This is a genomic window from Streptomyces sp. NPDC030838 (assembly GCF_055572035.1).
The window spans coordinates 293493-317087 of sequence record NZ_JBVIED010000001.1 but is presented as its reverse complement, the minus strand read 5'-3'; the positions used below and the strand labels follow the sequence as shown (position 1 = coordinate 317087).

The 23595-nt window shown below is 73.2% G+C and carries 21 protein-coding genes; 12 read left to right on the top strand and 9 right to left on the bottom strand.

Annotated features, from left to right (window positions below; genetic code table 11):
* Positions 1–216: 216 nt before the first annotated feature.
* From sucB to ACZ42A_RS01390, 3 genes are all read right to left on the bottom strand, one after another.
* A complete protein-coding gene (sucB, locus tag ACZ42A_RS01400; protein ID WP_468525065.1) occupies positions 217–2031 on the bottom strand; it encodes a 2-oxoglutarate dehydrogenase, E2 component, dihydrolipoamide succinyltransferase in 1815 nt (604 codons plus the stop codon).
* Positions 2032–2093: 62 nt separating this feature from the next.
* Positions 2094–3482: a dihydrolipoyl dehydrogenase gene (lpdA, locus tag ACZ42A_RS01395; protein ID WP_468525064.1), complete on the bottom strand. Its 1389-nt coding sequence runs from the start codon at positions 3480–3482 to the stop codon at positions 2094–2096.
* Positions 3483–3768: 286 nt separating this feature from the next.
* Positions 3769–5304: a leucyl aminopeptidase gene (locus ACZ42A_RS01390; RefSeq protein ID WP_468525063.1), complete on the bottom strand. Its 1536-nt coding sequence runs from the start codon at positions 5302–5304 to the stop codon at positions 3769–3771.
* A 380-nt stretch (positions 5305–5684) separates the two neighbouring features.
* Here ACZ42A_RS01390 and ACZ42A_RS01385 point away from each other — a divergent pair, with 380 nt between their 5' ends.
* The 5 genes from ACZ42A_RS01385 (at position 5685) to ACZ42A_RS01365 (ending at position 12298) form a co-directional block, all read left to right on the top strand.
* Positions 5685–7718: a hypothetical protein gene (locus ACZ42A_RS01385; RefSeq protein WP_468525062.1), complete on the top strand. Its 2034-nt coding sequence runs from the start codon at positions 5685–5687 to the stop codon at positions 7716–7718.
* A gap of 122 nt (positions 7719–7840) precedes the next feature.
* Positions 7841–9349 carry a GT4 family glycosyltransferase PelF gene (pelF, locus tag ACZ42A_RS01380; RefSeq protein WP_468525061.1) on the top strand — a complete coding sequence of 503 codons (1509 nt, stop codon included), beginning with the start codon at positions 7841–7843 and terminating at the stop codon, positions 9347–9349.
* Positions 9346–10863 (top strand): hypothetical protein, encoded by a 1518-nt coding sequence (locus ACZ42A_RS01375; protein ID WP_468525060.1) that lies wholly within the window; start codon positions 9346–9348, stop codon positions 10861–10863. Before pelF ends, ACZ42A_RS01375 begins: the two co-directional genes overlap by 4 nt.
* Entirely contained in the window at positions 10860–11507 is a 648-nt protein-coding gene (locus ACZ42A_RS01370; RefSeq protein WP_468525059.1) for a spherulation-specific family 4 protein, read from the top strand. Before ACZ42A_RS01375 ends, ACZ42A_RS01370 begins: the two co-directional genes overlap by 4 nt.
* On the top strand, positions 11504–12298 hold the full coding sequence (locus tag ACZ42A_RS01365) for an endo alpha-1,4 polygalactosaminidase (protein WP_468525058.1): 795 nt from the start codon (positions 11504–11506) through the stop codon (positions 12296–12298). The genes ACZ42A_RS01370 and ACZ42A_RS01365 overlap by 4 nt, the downstream gene beginning before the upstream one ends.
* An 80-nt stretch (positions 12299–12378) precedes the next feature.
* Here the strand turns inward: ACZ42A_RS01365 and ACZ42A_RS01360 are convergent, their stop codons facing one another.
* Positions 12379–13170 carry an adenosylcobinamide-GDP ribazoletransferase gene (locus tag ACZ42A_RS01360; RefSeq protein WP_468525057.1) on the bottom strand — a complete coding sequence of 264 codons (792 nt, stop codon included), beginning with the start codon at positions 13168–13170 and terminating at the stop codon, positions 12379–12381.
* Between the two features lie 62 nt (positions 13171–13232).
* Here ACZ42A_RS01360 and ACZ42A_RS01355 point away from each other — a divergent pair, with 62 nt between their 5' ends.
* The gene (locus ACZ42A_RS01355) at positions 13233–13997 is read left to right on the top strand and encodes a hypothetical protein (protein WP_468525056.1); all 765 of its coding nucleotides are present in this window, start codon (positions 13233–13235) and stop codon (positions 13995–13997) included.
* Here ACZ42A_RS01355 and ACZ42A_RS01350 read toward each other — a convergent pair.
* Both ACZ42A_RS01350 and cobT read right to left on the bottom strand, forming a co-directional pair.
* Positions 13898–14635, bottom strand: a complete 738-nt coding sequence (locus ACZ42A_RS01350) for a hypothetical protein (RefSeq protein WP_468525055.1) — start codon at positions 14633–14635, stop codon at positions 13898–13900. The genes ACZ42A_RS01355 and ACZ42A_RS01350 overlap by 100 nt on opposite strands.
* Positions 14636–14696: 61 nt before the next feature.
* Positions 14697–15821, bottom strand: coding sequence for a nicotinate-nucleotide--dimethylbenzimidazole phosphoribosyltransferase (gene cobT / locus ACZ42A_RS01345; RefSeq protein WP_468525054.1), 1125 nt, complete (start codon positions 15819–15821; stop codon positions 14697–14699).
* A 169-nt stretch (positions 15822–15990) separates the two neighbouring features.
* On the opposite strand from cobT, the gene ACZ42A_RS01340 reads away from it, so the two are divergent.
* The gene (locus ACZ42A_RS01340) at positions 15991–17037 is read left to right on the top strand and encodes a class I SAM-dependent methyltransferase (RefSeq protein ID WP_468525053.1); all 1047 of its coding nucleotides are present in this window, start codon (positions 15991–15993) and stop codon (positions 17035–17037) included.
* Between the two features lie 83 nt (positions 17038–17120).
* Here the strand turns inward: ACZ42A_RS01340 and ACZ42A_RS01335 are convergent, their stop codons facing one another.
* Positions 17121–18329, bottom strand: a complete 1209-nt coding sequence (locus ACZ42A_RS01335) for a bifunctional adenosylcobinamide kinase/adenosylcobinamide-phosphate guanylyltransferase (protein ID WP_468525052.1) — start codon at positions 18327–18329, stop codon at positions 17121–17123.
* 113 nt (positions 18330–18442) lie between these two features.
* Here ACZ42A_RS01335 and ACZ42A_RS01330 point away from each other — a divergent pair, with 113 nt between their 5' ends.
* Positions 18443–18661, top strand: coding sequence for a hypothetical protein (locus ACZ42A_RS01330; protein ID WP_468525051.1), 219 nt, complete (start codon positions 18443–18445; stop codon positions 18659–18661).
* A gap of 66 nt (positions 18662–18727) precedes the next feature.
* On the opposite strand, the gene ACZ42A_RS01325 is transcribed toward ACZ42A_RS01330, so the two are convergent.
* Together ACZ42A_RS01325 and ACZ42A_RS01320 are read right to left on the bottom strand one after the other, a co-directional pair.
* Positions 18728–19432, bottom strand: coding sequence for a class I SAM-dependent methyltransferase (locus tag ACZ42A_RS01325; protein WP_468526105.1), 705 nt, complete (start codon positions 19430–19432; stop codon positions 18728–18730).
* A gap of 80 nt (positions 19433–19512) precedes the next feature.
* Complete coding sequence (locus tag ACZ42A_RS01320; protein WP_468525050.1) at positions 19513–20112, bottom strand: DUF3043 domain-containing protein; 600 nt, start codon at positions 20110–20112, stop codon at positions 19513–19515.
* A 325-nt stretch (positions 20113–20437) separates the two neighbouring features.
* On the opposite strand from ACZ42A_RS01320, the gene ACZ42A_RS01315 reads away from it, so the two are divergent.
* The 4 genes from ACZ42A_RS01315 (at position 20438) to ACZ42A_RS01300 (ending at position 23592) form a co-directional block, all read left to right on the top strand.
* A complete protein-coding gene (locus tag ACZ42A_RS01315) occupies positions 20438–21208 on the top strand; it encodes a PspA/IM30 family protein (RefSeq protein WP_318275384.1) in 771 nt (256 codons plus the stop codon).
* Between the two features lie 23 nt (positions 21209–21231).
* On the top strand, positions 21232–21510 hold the full coding sequence (gene pspAA / locus ACZ42A_RS01310) for a PspA-associated protein PspAA (protein WP_468525049.1): 279 nt from the start codon (positions 21232–21234) through the stop codon (positions 21508–21510).
* 73 nt (positions 21511–21583) lie between these two features.
* Positions 21584–22801 carry a sensor histidine kinase gene (locus ACZ42A_RS01305; RefSeq protein ID WP_468525048.1) on the top strand — a complete coding sequence of 406 codons (1218 nt, stop codon included), beginning with the start codon at positions 21584–21586 and terminating at the stop codon, positions 22799–22801.
* Between the two features lie 104 nt (positions 22802–22905).
* Complete coding sequence (locus ACZ42A_RS01300; RefSeq protein WP_468525047.1) at positions 22906–23592, top strand: response regulator; 687 nt, start codon at positions 22906–22908, stop codon at positions 23590–23592.
* The last annotated feature ends 3 nt before the right edge of the window (positions 23593–23595 follow it).

Genomic DNA, 23595 nt, shown 5'->3' with positions numbered 1-23595 from the left:
CCGGGGCGCTTCGCTGGAGGGGCCCGTGAGGCTGCTTTGGCCCAGGTGAGACGAGACTTACACGTTGGTTGCGGGGTGCCTGGTAGCTCGGTTTGGTCCGACGTCTGGCGGGTGCGGGTTGTGTGTGGCTGGTCGCGCAGTTCCCCGCGCCCCTTAAGGAGATGCCCTCGCCCGGAGTTTCCAGGCGAGGGCATCTATCCGCGACTGACAGGCGTGTTACAGGCCGAGCTCGATCTCGAACTCGCCGGCCTCCAGGATGGCCTTGACCGCCGTCAGGTAGCGGGCGGCGTCGGCGCCGTCGACCAGGCGGTGGTCGTAGGAGAGGGTCAGGTAGGTCATGTCGCGGACGCCGATGACCGTGCCCTCCTCCGTCTCGATGACGGCCGGACGCTTGACCGTGGCACCGATGCCGAGGATCGCGACCTGGCCCGGCGGCACGATGATCGTGTCGAAGAGCGCGCCACGCGAACCGGTGTTGGAGATGGTGAAGGTCGCGCCGGACAGCTCGTCCGGGGTGATCTTGCTGGCCCGGACCTTGCCCGCCAGGTCGGCCGTGGCCTTGGCGATACCGGCGATGTTGAGGTCACCGGCGTTCTTGATGACCGGGGTCATCAGGCCCTTCTCGGAGTCCACCGCGATACCGATGTTCTCGGTGTCGAAGTAGGTGATGGTCCCCTCGGCCTCGTTGATCTTGGCGTTGATGACCGGGTGGGCCTTCAGCGCCTGCGCGGCGGCCTTGACGAAGAACGGCATCGGGGAGAGCTTGACGCCCTCGCGGGCCGCGAAGGAGTCCTTCGCCTTGGCGCGCAGCCGCATCAGCTTGGTGACGTCGACCTCGACGACCGACGACAGCTGGGCCTGCTCGTGCAGCGCCTTGACCATGTTGTCGCCGATGACCTTGCGGATGCGAGGCATCTTGACGGTCTGGCCGCGCAGCGGGGAGACCTCCAGGACCGGCGCCTTCTTGGCGGCGGCGGCAGCCGGAGCGGCCGCGGCGGGGGCCGGGGCAGCGGCGGCGGCCTTCGCGGCCTCGGCGGCGGCGATGACGTCCTGCTTGCGGATACGGCCGCCGACGCCGGTGCCCTTGACGGTGGCCAGGTCGACGCCGTTCTCGGCGGCGAGCTTGCGCACCAGCGGGGTGACGTAGGCGCCCTCGTCGGTCGGCTGCGCGGCGGCCGGAACCGGAGCCGGAGCGGCCGGGGCGACCGGAGCCGGAGCGGCCGGCGCGGGGGCCGGGGCAGCGGCGGCGGGGGCCGGGGCCGGGGCCGGAGCGGCGGGCGCGGCCGGGGCGGCGGGAGCCGGAGCCGGGGCCGGGGCGGCCGGAGCCGCGGGGGCGGCCGGGGCAGCCGGGGCAGCGGCGGCGGGCGCCGGAGCCGGGGCGGCCGGTGCGGCGGCCGGAGCGGCACCCGGTGCGCCGATGACGGCCAGCTTGGCGCCGACCTCGGCGGTCTCGTCCTCGCCGACCACGATCTCCAGGAGCACGCCGGAGGCGGGCGCCGGGATCTCGGTGTCGACCTTGTCGGTGGAGACCTCGAGCAGCGGCTCGTCGGCCTCGACGGTGTCGCCGACCGACTTCAGCCAGCGGGTGACGGTGCCCTCGGTGACGGACTCACCGAGCGCGGGCAGCACCACGTCGGTGCCCTCGGCGCCACCGGCCGGAGCCGCCGGAGCCTCGGCGGCGGGAGCGGGGGCGGGGGCGGCCGGGGCCTCGGCCACGGGGGCCGGGGCGGGCTCGGCGGCCGGGGCCGGAGCCTCGGCGGCGGCCGGAGCCGGGGCGGCGGCGGGCGCACCCGTGCCGTCGTCGATGATCGCCAGCTCGGCGCCGACCTCGACGGTCTCGTCCTCGGCGACCTTGATGGAGGCCAGGACACCGGCGGCCGGAGCGGGGATCTCGGTGTCGACCTTGTCGGTGGAGACCTCGAGCAGCGGCTCGTCGGCCTCGACGCGCTCACCCTCGGCCTTCAGCCAGCGGGTGACAGTGCCCTCGGTGACGCTCTCGCCGAGCGCCGGAAGGGTTACGGAAACCGCCATGGTTTCGGTTGCTCCTTACGAATTGCGGAAGTCTGTGTCGTCGCGCCCGATGACCGAGAGCGTCAGTCGTGGGAGTGCAGCGGCTTGCCGGCCAGGGCCAGGTGGGCCTCGCCCAGCGCCTCGTTCTGCGTCGGGTGGGCGTGGATGAGCTGGGCCACCTCGGCCGGCAGCGCCTCCCAGTTGTAGATCAGCTGGGCCTCGCCGACCTGCTCGCCCATCCGGTCGCCGACCATGTGGACGCCGACCACGGCACCGTCCTTGACCTGGACGAGCTTGATCTCGCCCGCGGTCTTCAGGATCTTGCTCTTGCCGTTGCCCGCCAGGTTGTACTTCAGAGCGACGACCTTGTCCGCGCCGTAGATCTCCTTGGCCTTGGCCTCGGTGATACCGACGGAGGCGACCTCCGGGTGGCAGTACGTCACCCGCGGGACACCGTCGTAGTCGATCGGGACGACCTTCAGACCGGCCAGCCGCTCCGCCACCAGGATGCCCTCGGCGAAGCCGACGTGCGCGAGCTGGAGGGTCGGGACCAGGTCGCCGACCGCGGAGATGGTCGGGACGTTGGTCCGCATGTACTCGTCGACGAGGACGTAACCGCGGTCCATGGCGACCCCGGCCTCCTCGTAGCCCAGGCCCTGCGAGACCGGGCCGCGGCCGACGGCGACGAGCAGGACCTCGGCCTCGAACTCCTTGCCGTCGGCCAGGGTGACCTTGACACCGTCGGCGGTGTACTCGGCCTTCTGGAAGAAGGTGCCCAGGTTGAACTTGATGCCGCGCTTGCGGAAGGCGCGCTCGAGCAGCTTGGAGCTGTTCTCGTCCTCGACCGGGACGAGGTGCTTCATGCCCTCGATGATCGTGACGTCCGAGCCGAAGGACTTCCACGCGGAGGCGAACTCGACGCCGATGACGCCGCCGCCCAGGATGATCGCGGACTTCGGCACGCGGTCCAGGACGAGGGCGTGGTCCGAGGAGATGATCCGGTTGCCGTCGATCTCCAGGCCCGGCAGCGACTTCGGCACGGAGCCGGTCGCCAGCAGGACGTGGCGGCCCTGGATGCGCTGACCGTTGACGTCGACGGAGGTGGGGGAGGACAGCCGGCCCTCGCCCTCGATGTACGTCACCTTGCGGGAGGCGACCAGGCCCTGCAGACCCTTGTACAGACCCGAGATGACCTCGTCCTTGTACTTGTGGACCGCCGGGACGTCGATGCCCTCGAAGGTGGTCTTGACGCCGAACTGCGCGCTCTCGCGGGCCTGGTCGGCGATCTCGCCCGCGTGGAGCAGGGCCTTGGTGGGGATGCAACCCCGGTGCAGGCAGGTGCCGCCGACCTTGTCCTTCTCGATCAGGGCGACGTCCAGGCCCAGCTGCGCCCCGCGCAGGGCCGCGGCGTAACCACCGCTACCACCGCCGAGGATCACTAGGTCGAAAACGGTGCTGGCGTCGTTCGCCACGTCACGTCCTCCATGCATGTGCGCCACGCCGGTCTCCAGTGACCGGTCGGCGGCTGGTGTCCGGCCGCTCGTTCTTCGGCCCTTAGGTGGGGGCCCTGTCCTGCCGAGCCCCATCTTCGCACTAGTCAGTGCTTGACGAGACGCGGGGCCGGGGTGTGAGACGTAGCACGTTCACTTGTAGACGCGGGGAACTGGAGTGACCTCAGGGGCGCGGGGAACTGCGCGACCAGCCCCCACGCCCCTGAAGCCGCCCTACGACATTCAGCCCCGAGCTCTCAGGCGAACGTCACCCGAGATCACCGGCCGCCGTCAGCTCGGCCAGCCGCACCAGCGTCCGCACACCGGACCCGGTACCACCCTTCGGCGTGTACCCGAAGGGCCCGCCCTCGTTGAACGCCGGCCCGGCGATGTCCAGGTGCGCCCAGGTGATCCCCTCGCCGACGAACTCCCGGAGGAACAGCCCGGCGACCAGCCCGCCGCCCATCCGCTCACCCATGTTGGCGATGTCCGCCGTGGGCGAGTCCATCCCCTTGCGCAGGTGCTCCGGCAGCGGCATCGGCCAGGACTCCTCGCCGACCTCCTCCGCGGCCTCCACGATCGCCGTACGGAACGCGTCGTCGTTGGCCATCACACCGAAGGTGCGGTTGCCCAGCGCCAGCACCATCGCGCCGGTCAGCGTCGCCACGTCCACGATCGCGTCCGGCTTCTCCTCGGACGCGGCCCACAGGGCGTCGCCCAGCACCAGCCGGCCCTCGGCGTCGGTGTTCAGCACCTCCACCGTCTTGCCGCTGTACATGCGCAGCACGTCACCGGGGCGCACGGCGGAGCCGGACGGCATGTTCTCGGCGAGCGCCAGCCAGCCGGTGATGTTCACCTCGAGCCCGAGCCGCGCGGCGGCGACCACGGCGGCGAAGACCGCCGCCGCACCGCTCATGTCGCACTTCATCGTCTCGTTGTGCCCGGCCGGCTTCAGCGAGATGCCGCCCGAGTCGTAGGTGATGCCCTTGCCGACGAAGGCGAGGTGCTTGTTCGCCTTGGAGTGCTTGTACGACAGCTTCACCAGGCGCGGCGCGGACGCGGAGCCGCCGCCGACGCCGAGGATGCCGCCGTAGCCGCCCTTGGCGAGCGCCTTCTCGTCGAGCACCTGCACCTTGATGCCATGCTCCTTGGCCGCGGCCTGCGCGACGGCGGCGAACGACTCGGGGTTGAGGTCGTTCGGCGGGGTGTTGATCAGGTCGCGGGCGCGGTTCAGCTCCTCGGCGACGGCGGTGGCGCGCTCGACGGCCGCCTTGTGCGCCTTGTCGCGGGGCTTCGCGCCCAGGATCGAGGCCTCGGCGAGCGGCGCCTTGCCGTTCTTCTCCCCGGAGTCCTTGCCGCTGTCCTTGTAGGCGTCGAAGGAGTACGCCCCGAGCAGCGCGCCCTCGGCGATCGCCCCGACCGCGGCGGAGTCCGCGACCGGCAGGGCGAAGGCGGCCTTCTTGGAGCCCGCGAGGGTGCGCGCGGCGACGCCGGCGGCGCGGCGCAGCGCCTCGGCGTCGTACTCGTCGTCCTTCTCCGGCCGTGTGCCCAGGCCCACCGCCACGACGAGCGGCGCCTTGAAGCCGGCCGGCGCGGGCAGCTTGGTCACCTCGCCCTCGGCACCCGAGGCGCCCAGGGTCTCCAGAAGGCCGGCGAGCCTGCCGTCGTAGGCCTTGTCCACGGCCTCGGCGCCCGGCGCGACGGCGAGCCCTTTTCCGCCCTTCGGGCTCTTGGCGACACCGATCACGATGGCGTCGGCGCGCAGGCCGGCCGCCGCGGCGGTGCTGAGAGTGAGAGCAGTCACGGTGGTGATTTCTCGCTTCCGATGTGAAGTTGCTGTGGCCGAACAGGGTGGGTCGGCCGGGCCCGACAGACCCTAGATCCGGCCCTTGAGGGTGGTCTCAACCGGGTCCGCGTCACTGCGGAGCGGACCTGGGACGAGACTACGCGCGCGCGTTCGTTCGCTCACGCCTGCGGGCGTTCACCTGTGAGTGGCGTCGTGGCCATTTCCCGATCCTCGCACTCCATGACCTGAGTCACACTCGTCGGGTTCCGGTGAGTCCCGCGCTCGCCGTTTTGCATGATTTCCACAGGATCTCCCGTGGATGGCTCACAAAAGGGCCACACCTCCCACACGGCAGCGGCACAGGGGGCATGGGGGATCTTCTGGGGGGAGGAACCACCATGGCGCCACGCGCGCGCAGACGGAGAGAGGCGGCCGCCGTCCTGGCAGCCGCCGCACTGATGACGCTCGGGCTGGGGGCGCCCGGGGCGTCGGCGGCCGCCGAGCCGCGGATCGACCTGAGGGTGCTGGTGGTGGACAACGGGGACAGCCCCGTCAGGGCCATCACCGCCCAGCTGAGGAGCACCGGCGTCCCGTACACCACGATCGACCTGAACGACCCGGGCCGCCCCACGCTCACCGAGTCGTTCCTCAGCGACACGGTGAACGGCACGCCCCGCGCCAGGTACCAGGGCGTCGTGCTGCCCCACGAGACCCCGTTCGGCGCGGGCTCCGCCGAGCAGACCGCGCTGGAGACGTACGAGCGGACGTACGGCATCCCGCAGGTCGACGCCTACACCTGGGCCCACCCCGAGGTCGGCCTCGACTACACCAGCGAGGGCGGCTGGGCCGGCGCGCTCGACGGGCGCGAGGCGTCCGTCACCGCGGCCGGCAAGGCGGGCTGGTTCGGCTACCTCGACGGCACCCTCGCCTTCGAGGACAACGCCCCGGCCGTCCAGGAGAGCTACGGCTATGTGGCCCGCCCCCGCGCGGGCTTCACCTCGTACGTCGACATCCCCGTGCCCGGCGGCACCGGCCGCGGCAGCCTCGTCGGCGAGTACGCCCACGACGGGCGCCGCGAACTGGTGGTGACGTTCGCGTACAACGCGCACCAGCGGCAGTTCCGGGCACTGGCCCGCGGCATCGTCGAATGGCTGACTCAGGGCGTGCATCTGGGCCGGGACCGCAACTACCTTGCGGTCCATGTCGACGACGTCTTCGCCCCCGACAGCCGCTGGGACACCGAGCGCGACTGCACGCCCGGCGACTTCGACTGCCCGGGCGGTGACGGCGAGGGGACCACGCCGATCCGCATGACCGCGGACGACGCGGCCTACGCCGCCCAGTGGCAGCGCGAGCGCGGCTTCACCCTCGACATGGTCTACAACGCCGGCTCCGGCGAGGAGTGGAAGGCCGAGCACGGCGGCACCGACGCGCTCACCGACCGGCTGCTCGCCGACAAGGCGCAGTACCGCTGGATCAACCACACCTACACCCACCCCTACCTGGGCTGTGTGCAGGACACCTCCACAGTGCCGTGGAGCTGCGCGAAGAACGCCGACGGCAGCACCCGGTACATGAGCCGCGCCGAGATCGCCGCGCAGATCCGCGACAACCACAACTGGGCCCTCGCCAAGGGCCTCCCGGTCGACCGCACGGAACTGGTCACCGGCGAGCACTCCGGCCTGAAGACCCTGCCGCAGCAGCCCGAGGACAACCCCAACCTGGCCGGCGCCCTCGCCGACACCGGCGTGAAGTGGATCGCCTCGGACAACTCCCGCGAACCGGAGCAGCGCCCGGTCGGTGCCGCGCTGACCGTGCCCCGGCACCCGATGAACGTGTACTACAACGTCGGCACCGAGGCCGAGATGACCGACGAGTACAACTGGATCTACACCTCGAAGGCGGACGGCGGCAGCGGCGTCTGCGAGAGCAACCCGACCTCCACCTGCCTCGACGAACCGCTCGACGTCACCACCGGCTACGACACCCACATCGTCCCCCAGGAGGCCCGCACCGCCCTGGGCCACGCCCTCGGCAACGACCCGCGCCCGCACTACGCGCACCAGTCCAACCTGGCCGAGGACCGCATCCTCTACCCGGTGCTCGACAAGGTCCTCGCCGACTACCGCGCCCTGTTCGCCGACAACACCCCGTTGGAGAACCCGCGCCACGGCGCCATCGGCACCGAACTGAAGCGCCGGGCCGCCTGGCAGACCGCGATCACGAACAACCAGGTCACCGCCTACCGCATCGGCAAGACCGTGACGGTCCAGGCACCGTCCGGGACCCAGATCCCGGTGACCGCACCGGAGGGGACGCAGAAGCAGCTTCTTCTCGGCACCACCACCTTCGGCACGCCCTACGCGGGAGCGCGCTCGGCATGGACCACGCCGGCCGCCCTGCAGAACGCGTTGACGCTGAAACTGCCGTAAGAGGAACGCCCCAAGGGGCGCGGGGAACTGCGCGACCAGCCACGACGAACCCACAGCCGGGCGACGAGGCAGCAGTTCCCCGCACAGAATCCGCGAAAAACAGGGGGGAAGGCGCGCAGCACATGCACGTCACCATGCTCACCGAAGGCACCTACCCACACGTCCACGGCGGCGTCAGCACCTGGTGCGACCAGCTGGTCAAGGGCATGCCCGAGGTCGACTTCCACATCATCTCCCTCACCGGCAGCGGCCGCGAACCCGTCACCTGGGAGCTGCCGCCCAACGTCTCCCGGCACACCACCGTGCCGACCTGGGGCCCGCGCCCCGGCCACCGAGGAGCACCCCACGGCAGAGCCCGCCGCCGCTTCATCGACGCCTACGAACAACTGCTGCTGTCGTTCCTGGACCCGGAGGCGCCCTGCGACTTCGGCGAGGCGCTGACCGAACTGGCCAGGATCGCCCGCGACGGACGCCTGTCCGCGGCGCTGCGCACCGAGGCCGCGCTGCGCTCGCTGATGTGGATCTGGACGATGCCGCATCTGCCGACCGCGGCCGCCCGTCCCACCGTGCACGACGCCCTGACCGCCACCGACCTGCTGGAACACGCCCTGCGCCCGCTGGGGACACGCATCCCCGAGGACTCGGTCGCGCACGCGGTGAGCAGCGGCCTCGCCACCCTGCCCGCGCTCGCCGCCCGCCACCTGGACGGGGTGCCGTTCCTGCTCACCGAGCACGGCATCTATCTGCGCGAGCGCTATCTCGGCTATCGCCGCGAGGCCCAGCGCTGGCCGGTGAAGGCGTTCATGCTCGGCTTCTGGCGGGAGCTGAACTCGCACGGCTACCGCTCGGCCGACCTGATCACCCCGTGCAACCAGTACAACCGCCGCTGGGAGGAGCGCGGCGGCGCCGACGCCGGCAAGATCCGCACCGTCTACAACGGCGTCGACCCGGCCGCCTTCCCGCACGCCGGACCCGAACCCGAGATCCCCACCCTCACCTGGTGCGGCCGGGTCGACCCCATCAAGGACCTGGAGACCCTGATCCGCGCCTACGCCCTGGTCCGCGCCGAGATCCCGCAGACCAGGCTGCGCCTGTTCGGCCCGGTCCCGCCCGGCGGCGAGGCGTACCGGACCAAGCTGGAGAAGCTCGCCGCCGAACTCGGCGTCACCGACGGCCTCACCTTCGAGGGCCGGGTCAGCGAGGTCTGGCGCGCCTACGCGGCCGGCCACATCGTCATGCTCTCCTCCATCTCGGAGGGCTTCCCGTTCTCCATCATCGAGGCCATGTCCTGCGGCCGTACGACCGTCTCCACGGACGTCGGCGGCGTGCGCGAGGCGGTCGGCGACACCGGTCTGGTGGTCCCGCCGCGCGAGCCCGAGAAGATGGCCGCCGCCACGCTCACCCTGCTCCACGACCACGAACGCCGCCGCAGGCTCGGGGAGGTGAGCCGGCAGCGGGTCATCGACCGGTTCACCCTGCGCCGCTCGGTGGACAACTTCCGGACGATCTACCAGGAGCTGGCGGGCGCGACCGAGGTGTACGAGCCGACGCTCGAGACGGTCGCCGACTGGACCCTCGAACTGCGCAACCCCTGGTACGCGGCCGTGGCGACGGACGGGACCGGCTGGTGAGCGGAAACGTCTGGCTGCCCCCGGGCGCCCGCCCCGACAGCCTGCCCGCCATCCCCCGGCAGCGCACCACCCCCAGCTGGGCGGGTCCCGACCCGATCGACGAACTCGCCGACCGTCTGGAGGACTTCATAGCCGCCGCCGTCCACCCGGACGAGATCGCCGCGCTGCTGGAGTCCGACGGGCTCTCCGACGACCGGATACGCGAGCGGTACGGGGTGAAGGACTCCTTCTCGCTCGCCGAGGAGCTGTACGCGCGCGTCGGCCGCCGCTACCCGGAACCCGACGGCCCGGTCCACGACCCCTGGCAGGTCGGTCTGCTCGGCTGTCTGCTGCGCGGCGTGGTGTTCGCCCTGCCGGGCCTCGCCTACGTCCTCGGCGGACCGCTCCTCGCCGGCCCGGAGGGCGACTTCGGGCTCCCGGCCGGAACGGTCCCGCTGCTCGCGGGCGCCCTCACCGGCTGGACCTGGAACCAGGGCCTCGCCCACCGCGCCTACTCCTGGCTCGGCCTCGGTGACCGCTCGGCCGCCCGCCGCTGCCTCCTCGTGGGCGCGCCCCTGGGCGCGCTGCTCGGCTCCCTGACCGCGCTCGCCGTCGCGGGCACCGCGGACCCGGCCGCACTCGCCTTCGCCGCGGGCCAGTCCTGCTATCTGGGCGCGGCCACCACCCTGCTGGTCATGGGCGGCGAACGGGCCCTGCTCGTCGCGCTGCTGCCGATGGCGGCGGGCGCGGTGGCGGCGCTGGTCACCGAGGTGCCCGAGGCGGCCCGGCTCACCCTGCTGCTCGGCTCGCTGGCCGTGGTCTCGGCGCTCGCCCTGCTCGACGTGGCGCCCGCGCTGCGCGAGCTGGGCGAGGGGAGCTGGACCGCGGGCCTGACGGCGCTGCTGCCGTTCGGGTCGCTCGGCGGCCCGCTCCAGCACCGCACGGGCGGCCCCCGGCTCACCGCGTCCGTGCCGTACGCGCTGTTCGGCCTCGGCAGCGGTGTCCTGGTGCTGTACGCGGCGCTCGGCGACGTCCTCGCCGACGAGGCGCACAGCGCCGTCGCCGCGCCCGCCGCGGTGGCGCTCACGCTGAGCATGGGCCCCGCCGAGTGGCTGCTGTACCGCTTCCGCAGCGGCAGTCTCGCCGGACTGCGCTCCACCAGCACGCCCCGCGCCTTCTGGCGCACCACCGCGCTGATCGTGCTCCGCTGTCTGGCCGGCTATCTCGCCGCCCTGTCCGCGCTGGCCCTGGCCGCCTCCGCCCTGTGGCCGCACTCCCCGGGGATCACCGGCGTCCGCCTGGCGGGCCTCCTGCTGCTCGGCGTGGTGCTGTGGACCGGGCTGCTGCTCCAGTCGTTCGGCGCGATCCACGGCGCGGCGGCGGTGTGCTGCACCGCCGCCCTCGTGCAGACCCTGGCGGTGGTCACCCACACGGGTGCGCCGCACTGGGTCGGCGTGACGGTCTACGGCGCCTCCGCCGCCGTACAGGCGGCCCTGGTCTGCGCCTTGCTGGGAAGGGCGACCGCCCACCGATGAGCACCCTGCTGGTCCCGTACTACGAGCACCCGTCCGTCCGCCCCGCCGAGTGGGACGCGATCGTCGCCGCCGCGCCCCGACTGCACGGCGTGGTCCTCAACCCGGCCAGCGGCCCGGGGGAGACCCCCGACCCGGCGTTCGCCGAGGTCGCCGCCCGGCTGCGGGACGCGGGCGTGCGGGTGCTCGGGTACGCCGACACCGACTACGGCCGCCGCCCGTACGCCGACGTGGCCCGGGACCTCGACCGGTACCGCGCCTGGTACGGCACGGACGGCGCCTTCCTCGACCAGGTGGCCGCCGGCCCCGACGAGTTCCCCCACTACCGGCGCCTGGCGAGCGCCGCGTGGGCGGCGGGCTGCACCACCCTCACCCTGAACCACGGCACCGAGCCCCACCCCTGCTACGCCCGCATCGCCGACGTGCTGGTGACCTTCGAGGGCGACTGGACGACGTACCGCACCCGGCCCCCGCGGCCCTGGCCCGGCACCGGCGCACGCGTCTGCCACCTCGTCTACGGCGTCCCACCGGGCGTCGACCTCGCCGCGGCGGCCCGGCGGCACGGTGCCGCCGTGCACTGCGCGGTGCCCGGCACGGGCGATCATCCCTGGGGTACGTTGCCGCACACCCTGGAGCCCGCCCGGTGAGACGCCTGCTCACGCTGCTCGCCCTGCTCGTCCTGGCCGCGGGCTGTACGTCCGACCCCGACGACGGGGACACGCCGGACCGGCCGACCGGGCACCGCTGGCAGCCGCGCCCCGGCACCCCCTGGCAGTGGCAGCTCAGCGGCCGTCTCGACCCGACGGTCGACGTGCCGGTGTACGACATCGACGGCTTCGACCACGACGCGGACACCGTCGCCGACCTGCACCGCAGGGGCCGCAAGGTGATCTGCTACCTCTCCATCGGCGCCTGGGAGGAGTTCCGCCCGGACGCCGGGAAGTTCCCCAGGTCGGTGCTCGGCAGGAGCAACGGCTGGAAGGGTGAGCGCTGGCTCGACATCCGCCGCACCGACGTCCTGGAACCTCTGATGGCGGCCCGGCTCGACATGTGCCGCGCGAAGGGCTTCGACGCGGTGGAGCCGGACAACATGGACGGCTACCGCAACCGCACCGGCTTCCCGCTCACCGCCGCCGACCAGCTCCGCTACAACCGGCTGATCGCCCGCCTGGCCCACGAACGGGGCTTGGCGGTCGGCCTGAAGAACGACCTCGACCAGATCCCCGAACTGGTCGGCGACTTCGACTTCGCGGTCAACGAGCAGTGCGCCCAGCACCGCGAGTGCGAGGCCCTCGCGCCCTTCATCGAGGCGGGCAAGGCCGTCTTCCACGTGGAGTACGAGGTGCCGACGCGCGGGTTCTGCCCGCAGGCGCGGCGGCTGCGGCTCAGCTCGATGCTGAAGCGCTATGAGCTGGATTCTTGGCGCCGGGCTTGTTGATCGGCCTATAGGGGCGCGGGGAACTGCGCGAACAACCACGACGAACCCGCACCCGGCAGACATCAGGTCCAGGCACTTTCTCAGCCGAGCGCCAGCACAACCAGCGCGGTCGTCGCCGCCGTCTCGGCGAGCCCGCCGAAGACATCGCCGGTCACCCCGCCGAACCGGCGCGTGCAGTGCCGCAGCAGCAGCTCCGCCGCGGCGACCGCGAGCAGCACGGCGAGCACCGCACGGCCGAGGTCGTACGCCCCGAGGAGCGCGCCCCCGCCCGCCGCCGCCCCGAGCACCAGCAGCCCCACGAGCAGCGCCCCGCCCCGCGGCACGGCCCCCGCGACCGCCGCGCCCAGCCCGTCCGGACGCGCGGGCGGCACCCCGGTGCGGGCGGCCAGGGTCAGCGCCAGCCGGGCGGCCGTGGCCGCGACGACGGCGGCCAGCGCGCCCCGGGCCCAGGAGCCGTCGTAGGCCTGGGCGAGGGCGGCCACCTGGGCGAGCAGCACGAAGACGAGGGTGATCACCCCGAACGGCCCGATGTCCGACTGCTTCATGATCCGCAGCGCGTCCTCGGCTGGCTTCCCGCTGCCCAGCCCGTCGGCGGTGTCGGCCAGCCCGTCCAGATGCAGTCCCCGGGTGAGCACGGCCGGTACGGCGGTGGAGGCCACGGCGGCGAGCAGCGGACCGGCGCCGAGCAGCAGAAGTGCCACCCCGGCCGCCGCGGCGAGGACCCCGACGACCAGACCGGCGACCGGCGCGCACAGCATCCCGCTCCGGGCGGCCGCCCGGTCCCAGCGGGTCACCCTCACCGGCAGGACGGTGAGCGTGCCGAAGGCGAAGCGGAGGCCGTGCAGCGGCGGAACCGGGGAGATCGGGGACACGCCGGAAGGGTACGCGACGGCCCGCACGGCGCCCGGGGCGGAATCCGGTCAGACTGTGAGGTATGGGGCAGTGGCTGTATCGGAACATCGTCGAACCCGGCAAACTCCCTCTGCTGCTCGCCCTCGCCGCCTTCGTGCTGACCTTCCTGATCACCCGGCTGGTCACCCGTCTCATCCGGGCCGGCAAGGGGCCCTTCGGGAACGTCAAGGGGGCGGGCGGCCTGCACATCCATCACGTCGTGCCCGGCGTGGTGCTCACGATCATCGGCGGCTTCGGCGCGGTGGCCAGCGGACGCGAGGGGCTCGGGCCGGCGCTGTGCGCGGTGATCTTCGGCATCGGCGCGGGGCTCGTCCTCGACGAGTTCGCGCTGATCCTCCACCTCGACGACGTGTACTGGACCGAGGCGGGCCGCAAGAGCGTCGAGGTCGTGGTGGTGACGGCGGCCCTGGTCGGCCTGGTCCTCGCGGGGTTCTCCCCGTTCGACGTCAACGGCGTCGACGACGAGGAACGCCAGGGCCGGGGCACCGTCATCGCCACCGTCGCCGGGAACTTCCTCTTCTCCCTCGTCGCCCTCTACAAGGGCAAGCTGCGCATGGCGCTGTTCGGCGCGATCGTGCCCGTGGTCGCCCTCGTCGGCGCCGTCCGCCTGGCCCGCCCCGGCTCCGCGTGGGCCCGCCGCTTCTACGGCCGCCGCCCGCGCGCCCGCGCCCGCGCGTTCCTGCGCGCCTACCGCCACGACCGCCGCTGGGCGGGCCCCGCCCGCAAGCTCCAGGACTGGATCGGCGGGGCGCCGGACGAGCCCACCCGCGCCCTCGACCACCGCTGACGCGCCGCGCCCACCGCGCACAGCGCCGACACCGCCGCGATCGCCGCCAGATGCTCCTTGCCGGCCAGGTTCTCCTTCACCAGCACCTCGGCCACCATCGCCGCGATCACCGCGCCGGCGGTGAGATACGCGCGGTACCGCAAGCCCACGTACACCGCGAGCCCCACCACGGCCGCCGACGGCCCGGTGTCCACCACCCACGCGTCCGCCGCGGGCAGCCCCAGCGGGGCGTCGGGGCCGAGGGCGATGCCGAGCCGGGCGTACAGCGTCCCGGCGAGGGTGGCGGCGTAGGCGAGGGCGAGCGTGCGGCGACGGCCGAGACAGATCTCCGCGATGCCGAAGACGACCAGGATCTGCGCCAGCGCGCCCCACACCGGCAGGTCCAGGGCCGGGACGAAGAGGGAGAGCGGCGTGCGCAGCAGGGCGAGCCACAGCGGATCCTCCGCGCGCACGGTGCCGACGGCCTGCACGAAGCCGTAGCCCCACGACGTGCCGTGCACCGCGTGCAGCGCGGCGGTCAGGCAGACCGCCCCGACGGTCAGCGGGACGGCCCGGAACCGCCGCCGGAGCAGCGGTTCGCGCAGGGCCGCGTACAGCGGTCCCCATTCGGCGCGGGCGAGGCGGACGAGCGTGTTCATCGCCCGGGAAGACCACGCCGAACGGGGAGAAGTTGAGCGAAACCGGCGTGACCTGGGTCGCTCACTCCGCCGCGGCCTCGGCCCCTTCCTTCCCCTCTTCTTCCTTCCCCTCTTCCCGCTCCTCTTCCTTCTTCTCGGCCGGGGCCTTCTCGGGCAGCTCCGCCGCCAGCGCCGCCGCGGCCTGCACCAGCGGCAGGGCGAGCAGCCCGCCCGCCCCCTCGCCGACCTTGACTCCGTGGTCCAGCAGCGGCTCCAGCGCCATCCGGTCCAGCGCCTTCGCCTGCCCCGGCTCGCCGCTGGCGTGCCCGGCCAGCCACCAGTCCGGCGCCCGGAACGCGATCCGCTGACCGACCAGCGCGCACGCGGCGGCCACCACACCGTCCAGGATCACCGGCATCTTCCGTACGGCGCTCTGCAGCAGGAACCCGGTCATCGCGGCCAGATCGGCGCCGCCGACCGTCGCCAGCAGCTGCAGCTGGTCCCCGAGCACCGGCCGGGCGCGGCGCAGCGCGTCCCGGATCGCGGCGCACTTGCGCATCCACACCAGGTCGTCGATGGCGAGCCCGCCCCGCCCGGTGACCACCGAGGCGTCGGTCCCGCACAGCGCCGCCACCAGCACGCCCGCGGCCGTGGTGCCGCCCACGCTGATGTCGCCGAGGACCACCAGATCCGTGCCCGAGTCGGCCTCCTCGTCGGCCACCGCGACCCCGGCCCGGAACGCGGCCTCCGCCTCCTCCGGGGTCAGCGCGTCCTCGATGTCGATCCGCCCGCTGCCGCGCCGCACCCGGTGCCGTACGACGTCCTCGGGGAACGTGCCCGGGTCGCAGTCCAGCGCCATGTCCACCACGCGCACCGGCACCCCGAGCCGCCGGGCCAGCACCGCCACCGGGCGGGCGCCCTCCAGCACCTCGCGCACCAGCTCGTGGGCGGTGCCCGCGGGCCGCGCCGAGACGCCCAGTTCGGCGATGCCGTGGTCACCGGCGAACAGCACCACCCGCGGCCGTTCGACCGGCCGCACCGGTACGGCACCCTGCGCCGCGGCCAGCCACTCACCCAGGTCGTCGAGGCGCCCCAGCGATCCGGGCGGGACGATCTGACGCTCCCGGCGCGCCTCGGCGTCCCGGCGCATCCCCCCGTCGGGGCGCTCGATCAGATCGGTGAAGTCGTCGAGATTAAGCGAGCTCATTCGCCGAACAGTACCGGCACCGGTCGAACAGGACGGCGCCACATGGCCACCACGTCGTTGCACCCAAGATCGGCATCCCATACGTTCCCATTTGCCTGTGTACGCGTATGTGTACGGGTATGCATCCATCCGTACGTGTATGTGAGAGTGCCCGTCCCGGGAGCCGCCGATGCTGTCCTCGCCCGCCGCCCCGCACGTGACCGCCCGCCACCGCGCCGCCTTCCTCGCCGAACTCGCCCAGGGCACCGACCGGTTCCACGAACCCCGCCGCCCGGACTGCCCGTGGTGCGGCTCCAGCCACCTGCGCACCCGGTTCTCCGCGCCCGACCTCACCCAGGGCAGACCGGGCACGTTCACCGTCGACCGGTGCCGCGACTGCGGGCACGTCTTCCAGAACCCCCGCCTCACTTCGGAAGGGCTGGCGTTCCACTTCCGCGACCCGCAGCCGGACACCGGCCGCGCGCGGACCTCCCGGCGCCGGCTGCGGGCCACGGCCCGCGCGATGCTGCCGTACGGGGAACCGGAGGGCTGGCTGGACGTCGGCACGGGGGACGCCGACTTCCCGGAGGCGGCGCGGGAGTACTTCCCGTACACCGCGTTCGACGGACTCGACCCCACCCCGCGCGTCCTGCGGGCCCGCGCGGAGGAACGCCTGGAGGAGGCGTACGTGGGCCGTCTGACGTCCTGGCAGGTGATCGACCGCCTCCGCGCCCGCTACGACGTCGTCAGCCTCCTGCACCAGCTGCACCACAGCCCGGACCCCCGAGCCGACCTCCACGCGGCGCTCGCCGTGCTCCGCCCCGGCGGCCACCTCCTGATCGAACTCCCCGACCCGACCAGTCTCTTCGCCCCCCTCCTCGGCCGCTGGTGGCTGGCCCACACCCAGCCCCGCCACCTCCACCTCATCCCCCCGGCCAACCTCAAGGCGGAACTGGTGGCCCAGGGCTGCGCGATCCTCCGCACGGACCGCGTCCACGTTCCCTGTGACCTGTCCGTGGCGACGACCCTGCTCCTCACCAACCTGCTGCCCCCCGCCGACGCCCCCTGGCGCCCGATTCCCCCCACCGAGGCCGAACGCGCGCTGCGCGCCCTCCTGGCCGGGGCAACGGCACCCCTGACAGCGGCGGCGACGGCGGCGGACCACGCCCTGGCCCCGGTCATCCGGCACATGGGCTTCTCGAACACGTACAGGGTGATCGCCCGGGCCCCGCACTAGCCGCGGGCGGCACCCCGTCACGCCGGGCCGCGCGACCTCCCGGCCTCAGCCCCCCGCGCCTCAGCCCCCCGCAGGGCCACCCCTCACCCCCGCAACACCACCGCCTGCCCCGCCACAACCAACAGCACCTGCTCACACTCCCCGGCGACCGCCGCGTTCAGCCGCCCCAGCTCATCCCGGTACCGCCGCCCCGACGCCGTCGCCGGCACGATCCCGGACCCCACCTCGTTCGACACGGCGACCACCACCCGCCGCGTCTCCCGCACCGCCCCCGCCAGCTCCCGCACCCGCTCGCGCAGCGCCCGCTCACCCCCATCGGCCCACTCCGCGTCGTCCCACGCCCCGACGGAGTCCATCGCGTCGGTCAGCCACAGCGACAGACAGTCGATCAGCAACGGCGGCCCGTCGTCCTTCAGCAGCGGCACCAGATCACACGTCTCCACCGTCCGCCACGACCCCGGCCGCCGCTCCCGGTGGGCCGCCACCCGCGCCGCCCACTCACCGTCCCCGCCGCGCGTCCCGCCCGTGGCGATGTACACGACATCCGGGAACGCCTCCAGCCGCCGCTCCGCCTCCACCGACTTCCCGGACCGGGCGCCCCCCAGCACCAGCGTCCGCCGCGGCACATCGGGCACGTCCTCGTACGCCCCCACCACCAGCGTCGTCCCGTCCGGCACGGCCCGCGCCCCGGCCGCCGCGAGCCGCCGCCGCAGCTCGGCGCCGGGCGGCACGTCGTGGTCGAGGTGCACGGCGACGACATCCGTCGTCGGCCCGACCGCCCCCACCGCCCGCAGCCGCGCCAGTGCGTCCGGCCGCCCCACCACATCGGCCACCACCATGTCGTACGGCTCCGCGTGTGCGGTGCCCTCCTCCAGCCCGGCCGGCGCACCCCCGGGCGGCAGATACAGCAGCCGCTGCCCGTCCGGCCCGGTCACGGCGTATCCGGTGCCCGGCGCGTCCAGGGCCACCGCCCGCACCCGATGCCCCGTCAGCAGCGCCAACTCCCGCCCGTCCGGCACCCGCCCGGGCTGCGGCAGCCCGGCCGGCACCTCCATGACGGGCCCGCCCTGCGGATGCGACAGCAGCACCTGGCGCACTCCGCCCAGCGACCGCCCCGCCCGCGCCGCCGCGAACGCTGCCCCCGGCGTCAGGTCCAGCAGCAGCGCCCCGTCCACGAGCAACGCGGTGGCCGCCCGCGCGTCCGGCCCGAGCGCGGTCGCACAGGCCGCACAGGGACAGTCGGGGCGGGGCAGTCCCGCGGGGGCACCGGTGCCGAGCAGAGTCAGTTCCACGGAGCCGATTTTCGCGTGTCCCCGCAGCTCTTGCGCGTCCGGCTAGGCTCTGGGCAGGAGCCGGACCAAGATCCGGCCTGTGCTCTGCTGGTGCCGACACCTGGGAGGCCTACATGGCGGCATGGACGTGGCGGTTCGAGAAGACCGACGGGACGGAGGTCCAGCCCGCGGTGCAGCCCGAGGAGTTCACCACGCAGGGGGACGCCGAGTCGTGGATCGGGGAGCACTGGAAGGAGCTGCTCGAAGGGGGCGCCGACCAGGTGCGGCTGTTCGAGGACGGCACGGAGATCTACGGCCCGATGAGCCTGCACGCGGAGGACGCGGCGTCGTAGAGACGACCGTCGTGGGAACGACCAGGGGCGGCCCGCACCGGGCCGCCCCTCACTGATTGCCCGGCGTCAGCCCCGCACCCCGCACAGATGCAGCAGCGCCGCTATCCCCCGGTACGGGTCCGTGCGCCCGGCCCGTTCCTCGACCGACAGCAGCGCCTCCAGATCGGCCGGCACCTCCGCGCCGTCCGCCGCCGTGTCCGTGAAGACCCGCACCCCGTACCAGGCATGCAGCGGCGCCCCGATCCCGGCCAGCGTCGACGTCAGCGCACTCAGCCGGTCGGCGCGGACGTCCAGCCCCAGGCGGTTGCGGTAGGCGGTGGTGTCGAAGGAGGCCAGCGCGCCCTGCCAGTCCCCGGACAGACCCGGCCGCATCGCCAGCGCGTCCCCATTGCGCACCAGCAGCGACAGCAGCCCGCCCGGCGCCAGCACCCGGGCCAGCCCCGCCAGCAGGGGATCGGGCTCCTCGACGTACATCAGCACCCCGTGGCACAGCACCACGTCGAAGCTGCCCGGCAGGAAGTGCACCCCCGTGTCCCGGCCGTCGCCCTCGATGATCCGCATCCGCTCCCGGATGCCCTCGGGCTCACCGGACAGCGCCGCGCGCGCCGCGGCGATCATCGTCGGATCCTGTTCGAGGCCGGTGATCTGATGCCCGGCCCGGGCCAGCCGCAGCGCCTGCGTGCCCTGGCCCATCCCCACGTCGAGCACCCGCAGCCGCTGCCCGACCGGGAAGCGCCCGGCTATCTGCTCCTCGAGCTGCCGGGCGACCAGCTCCTGTCGTACGACATCACGCAGACCGCCCACCTTGCTGAGCCAGGCGTCGGCCGCACCCCCGGTGAACGACGCAGCGCTCAGGGTCGCTCCCCGCGCTTCACCTGCGGCTTCGGCAGCCGGAGCCGGCGCATCTGGAGGGAGCGCATCAGGGCGTAGGCGACGGCGCCGCGCTTGTTGTCGTCGGGGAAGCGCTCGGCGAGCCGCTTCTTCAGACGGAAGCCGGTGACGAACGAGTCCAGCACGATCAGGACGATCACCACGAGCCACAGCAGCAGCGCAATGTTCTGCAGCGCGGCCACCCGCACCATGCTCAGCACGAGGATGACCACGGCCATCGGCAGGAAGAACTCCGCGATGTTGAACCGCGAGTCGATGAAGTCGCGCGCGAAGCGGCGGACCGGGCCCTTGTCGCGGGCCGGGAGATACCGCTCGTCACCGCCGGCCAGCGCCTGGCGCTGCCGCTCCAGGGCGGCACGACGCTCCTCGCGCGCACGCTTGGCGGCGTCCTTGCGCGTCATCGACGTATTGGCCACGCTGCGGCGCTGCGACTGGGCCTCGCTGCGCTTGGGCGTGGGACGGCCCTTGGGGGCCTGCGGGTCACGGGGCTGCTTGGAGATGCTCACCTGCGCCTTGTCGGCGTCGGTGGCCTTCTCTTCCTTGGCACGGCTACGGAACACAAAACCCAAGGGTACGGGGTCCCGGGGTTGGACCCCAGCCCCACGGGGAACGATCCGGCAACACCAGACGTCTGTAAAGGGACAGAGGGGACGATGCGTACGCCCGGTGACCCTGGTGGGCACTCGGGGCGTACCCGGGGATCACCTACTCCTCACGCCGGAGCGGGCCCGTCCTCAGTCGTCCTTGGGGATGAGCGCATCCGTCCCCGAACAGTGCGGTAATGGAAGCAGGGCCCGTACTGTGGGTTCTGTCGCAGAGCTGGAGCTGGAGTCCGTCAGAAGGGGGCGCGCGAAGCCCATGAGCGGTGTCATGAAGCGTATGGGGATGATCTTCCGCGCGAAGGCGAACAAGGCCCTTGACCGGGCCGAGGACCCGCGCGAGACCCTCGATTACTCGTACCAGAAGCAGCTGGAGCTGCTCCAGAAGGTGCGCCGCGGTGTCGCGGACGTCGCCACGTCCCGCAAGCGCTTGGAACTCCAGCTCAACCAGCTGCAGCAGCAGTCCACCAAGCTGGAGGACCAGGGCCGCAAGGCGCTCGCGCTGGGCCGCGAGGACCTGGCCCGCGAGGCGCTCTCCCGCCGCGCCGCGCTCCAGCAGCAGGTCACCGACCTGGAGACCCAGCACGCGACGCTCCAGGGCGAGGAGGAGAAGCTCACCCTGGCGGCCCAGCGGCTCCAGGCCAAGGTCGACGCCTTCCGTACGAAGAAGGAGACGATCAAGGCGACCTACACCGCGGCCCAGGCGCAGACCCGGATCGGCGAGGCGTTCACCGGCATCTCCGAGGAGATGGGCGACGTCGGCCTGGCCATCCAGCGCGCCGAGGACAAGACGGCCCAGCTCCAGGCCCGCGCGGGCGCCATCGACGAACTGCTCGCCTCCGGTGCCCTGGACGACCCCACCGGCATGGCCAAGGACGACATCCAGGCCGAGCTGGACCGGCTCTCCGGTGGTACGGATGTAGAGCTGGAGCTTCAGCGCATGAAGGCGGAGCTGGCCGGCGGCACGTCCGGTGGTCAGCAGGCCATCGAGGGCGGCACCGGGCAGCAGCAGCCCCAGCAGCAGCCGCAGGACACCCCGAGGTTCGACAAGCAGTAGGGGCCCACGCCGAGGAGGGCGACATGATCGTACGGATCATGGGGGAGGGGCAGGTGGAGCTGGCCGACAGCCACCTCGCCGAGCTGAACAAGCTGGACGACGAGCTGCTGGCCGAGATGGAACAGGGCGACGGCCCCGGCTTCCGCCGCACCCTGCAGTCCCTCCTGACCCGGGTCCGGGAACTGGGCACGCCCCTCCCCGACGAGTCCCTCGAACCCTCCCAGCTCATCCTGCCGTCCCCCGACGCGACCCTGGACGAGGTCCGCGAACTCCTCTCCGACGGCGGCCTCATCCCCGACTGACCGCACGCCTCCCCAGGGTCCGGGGCGACCGCCCCGGTCGGGGCACGGTCACGCCGGGCTACCGTGGAGCACCGTGAGCACTCTGGAGCGCGCCCGGCGCCGACTCAAGGCCCATCCCATGGCGCTGGACGCGGCGCTGGCCGCGGGAGTGCTGGTCTGCATGGTGGCCGGATCCTTCGTGGACCCGCACGGCAAGAACGGCGTCACCTGGGGCCTGCGCACCCCCGACGCGCTCAGCCTGCTTCTGATGGCCCTCGGCGCCGCCGCCCTGGTGTTCCGCCGCCGCGCCCCCGGCACGGTCCTCGCCTTCACCGGCGGCCTCTCCCTCGTCGAGTCCGTCACCGGCGACCCCCGCGCCCCCGTCGCGATGTCCGCCGTGATCGCCCTCTACACCGTCGCCTCCACCACCGACCGCCCCACCACCTGGCGCGTCGGCCTGCTCACCATGACCGTGCTGACCGGCGCCGCCATGTTCGCCGGCCCCCTGCCCTGGTACGCCCAGGAGAACCTGGCGATCTTCGCCTGGACCGGCATCGGCGCCACCGCCGGCGACGCCGTGCGCAGCCGCCGCGCCTTCGTGCAGGCCATCCGCGAGCGCGCCGAGCGCGCCGAACGCACCCGCGAGGAGGAGGCCCGCCGCCGGGTCGCCGAGGAACGCCTCCGGATCGCCCGCGATCTGCACGACGTCGTCGCCCACCACATCGCCCTGGTCAACGTGCAGGCCGGCGTCGCGGCCCACGTCATGGACAAGCGCCCCGACCAGGCCAAGGAGGCCCTCGGTCACGTCCGCGAGGCCAGCCGCTCCGCCCTCAACGAGCTGCGCGCCACCGTCGGCCTGCTCCGCCAGTCCGGCGACCCGGAGGCCCCCACCGAGCCCGCCCCCGGCCTGGACCGTCTGGACGAACTCGTCGGCACCTTCCGCAACGCCGGCCTGCGGGTCGAGGTCGCCCGCGCCGACCACGGCATCACCCTGCCCGCCGCCGTCGACCTCGCCGCCTACCGGGTCATCCAGGAAGCCCTCACCAACGTCCAGAAACACGCCGGGACGGAGGCGAAGGCCGAGGTCAGCGTGGTGCGCGTGGGACCGCACATCGAGATCACCGTCCTCGACGACGGCACCGGCGAGCACCCGCCGCCGGAGCGCGGCGGCCACGGCCTGCTCGGCATGCGGGAACGCGTCACCGCGCTGCGCGGCACCCTCACCACCGGTCCCCGCTACGGCGGCGGCTTCCGCGTCCATGCGATCCTGCCGGTCGAGAACCGCACCGGCGCGGAGGGGCAGCCCGGATGACCACCGCCGAGGAAGCCCGGATGACCACCGCCCAAGGGGAGCCGCCCGTATGACCACCGCCCAGGTGGAGCCGCCCGTATGACCACCGCCCAGGGGGAGCCCGTATGACCATCCGTGTCCTGCTCGCCGACGACCAGGCCCTGCTGCGCAGCGCCTTCCGCGTGCTGGTCGACTCCGAGCCCGACATGGAGGTGGTCGGCGAGGCCTCCGACGGCGCGGAGGCGGTGCGGCTGGCGAAGGAACAGCGGCCCGACGTCGTCCTGATGGACATCCGGATGCCCGGCACCGACGGGCTCGCCGCCACCCGCCTGATCACCGCCGACCCGGCGCTCGCGCACGTCCGGATCGTCATCCTGACGACCTTCGAGGTCGACGACTACGTGGTGCAGTCCCTGCGGGCCGGCGCCTCCGGCTTCCTCGGCAAGGGGAGCGAGCCGGAGGAGCTGCTGAACGCCATCCGGGTCGCGGCCGGCGGCGAGGCCCTGCTGTCCCCGGCTGCCACCAAGGGCCTGATCGCCCGCTTCCTCGCCCAGGGCGGCGACGGCGCGGACGGCGACCGGGACCCGGCCCGCTCCGACCGGCTGGACACGCTCACCGTCCGCGAGCGCGAGGTGCTCGTCCAGGTCGCCGGCGGCCACTCCAACGACGAGATCGCCGAACGCCTCCAGGTCAGCCCGCTGACCGTGAAGACCCACGTCAACCGGGCCATGTCCAAGCTGGGCGCCCGCGACCGGGCCCAGCTGGTGGTGATCGCGTACGAGTCCGGGCTGGTACGTCCAAGGGTGGACTGACCG

Bases quoted from the DNA above. Each gene is read 5' to 3' on its own strand.
- sucB (WP_468525065.1), bottom strand. From the start codon at position 2,031: ATGGCGGTTTCCGTAACCCTTCCGGCGCTCGGCGAGAGCGTCACCGAG.
- ACZ42A_RS01385 (WP_468525062.1), top strand. From the start codon at position 5,685: ATGGCGCCACGCGCGCGCAGACGGAGAGAGGCGGCCGCCGTCCTGGCA.
- pelF (WP_468525061.1), top strand. From the start codon at position 7,841: ATGCACGTCACCATGCTCACCGAAGGCACCTACCCACACGTCCACGGC.
- ACZ42A_RS01370 (WP_468525059.1), top strand. From the start codon at position 10,860: ATGAGCACCCTGCTGGTCCCGTACTACGAGCACCCGTCCGTCCGCCCC.
- ACZ42A_RS01355 (WP_468525056.1), top strand. From the start codon at position 13,233: ATGGGGCAGTGGCTGTATCGGAACATCGTCGAACCCGGCAAACTCCCT.
- ACZ42A_RS01350 (WP_468525055.1), bottom strand. From the start codon at position 14,635: ATGAACACGCTCGTCCGCCTCGCCCGCGCCGAATGGGGACCGCTGTAC.
- cobT (WP_468525054.1), bottom strand. From the start codon at position 15,821: ATGAGCTCGCTTAATCTCGACGACTTCACCGATCTGATCGAGCGCCCC.
- ACZ42A_RS01340 (WP_468525053.1), top strand. From the start codon at position 15,991: ATGCTGTCCTCGCCCGCCGCCCCGCACGTGACCGCCCGCCACCGCGCC.
- ACZ42A_RS01330 (WP_468525051.1), top strand. From the start codon at position 18,443: ATGGCGGCATGGACGTGGCGGTTCGAGAAGACCGACGGGACGGAGGTC.
- ACZ42A_RS01315 (WP_318275384.1), top strand. From the start codon at position 20,438: ATGATCTTCCGCGCGAAGGCGAACAAGGCCCTTGACCGGGCCGAGGAC.
- pspAA (WP_468525049.1), top strand. From the start codon at position 21,232: ATGATCGTACGGATCATGGGGGAGGGGCAGGTGGAGCTGGCCGACAGC.
- ACZ42A_RS01300 (WP_468525047.1), top strand. From the start codon at position 22,906: ATGACCATCCGTGTCCTGCTCGCCGACGACCAGGCCCTGCTGCGCAGC.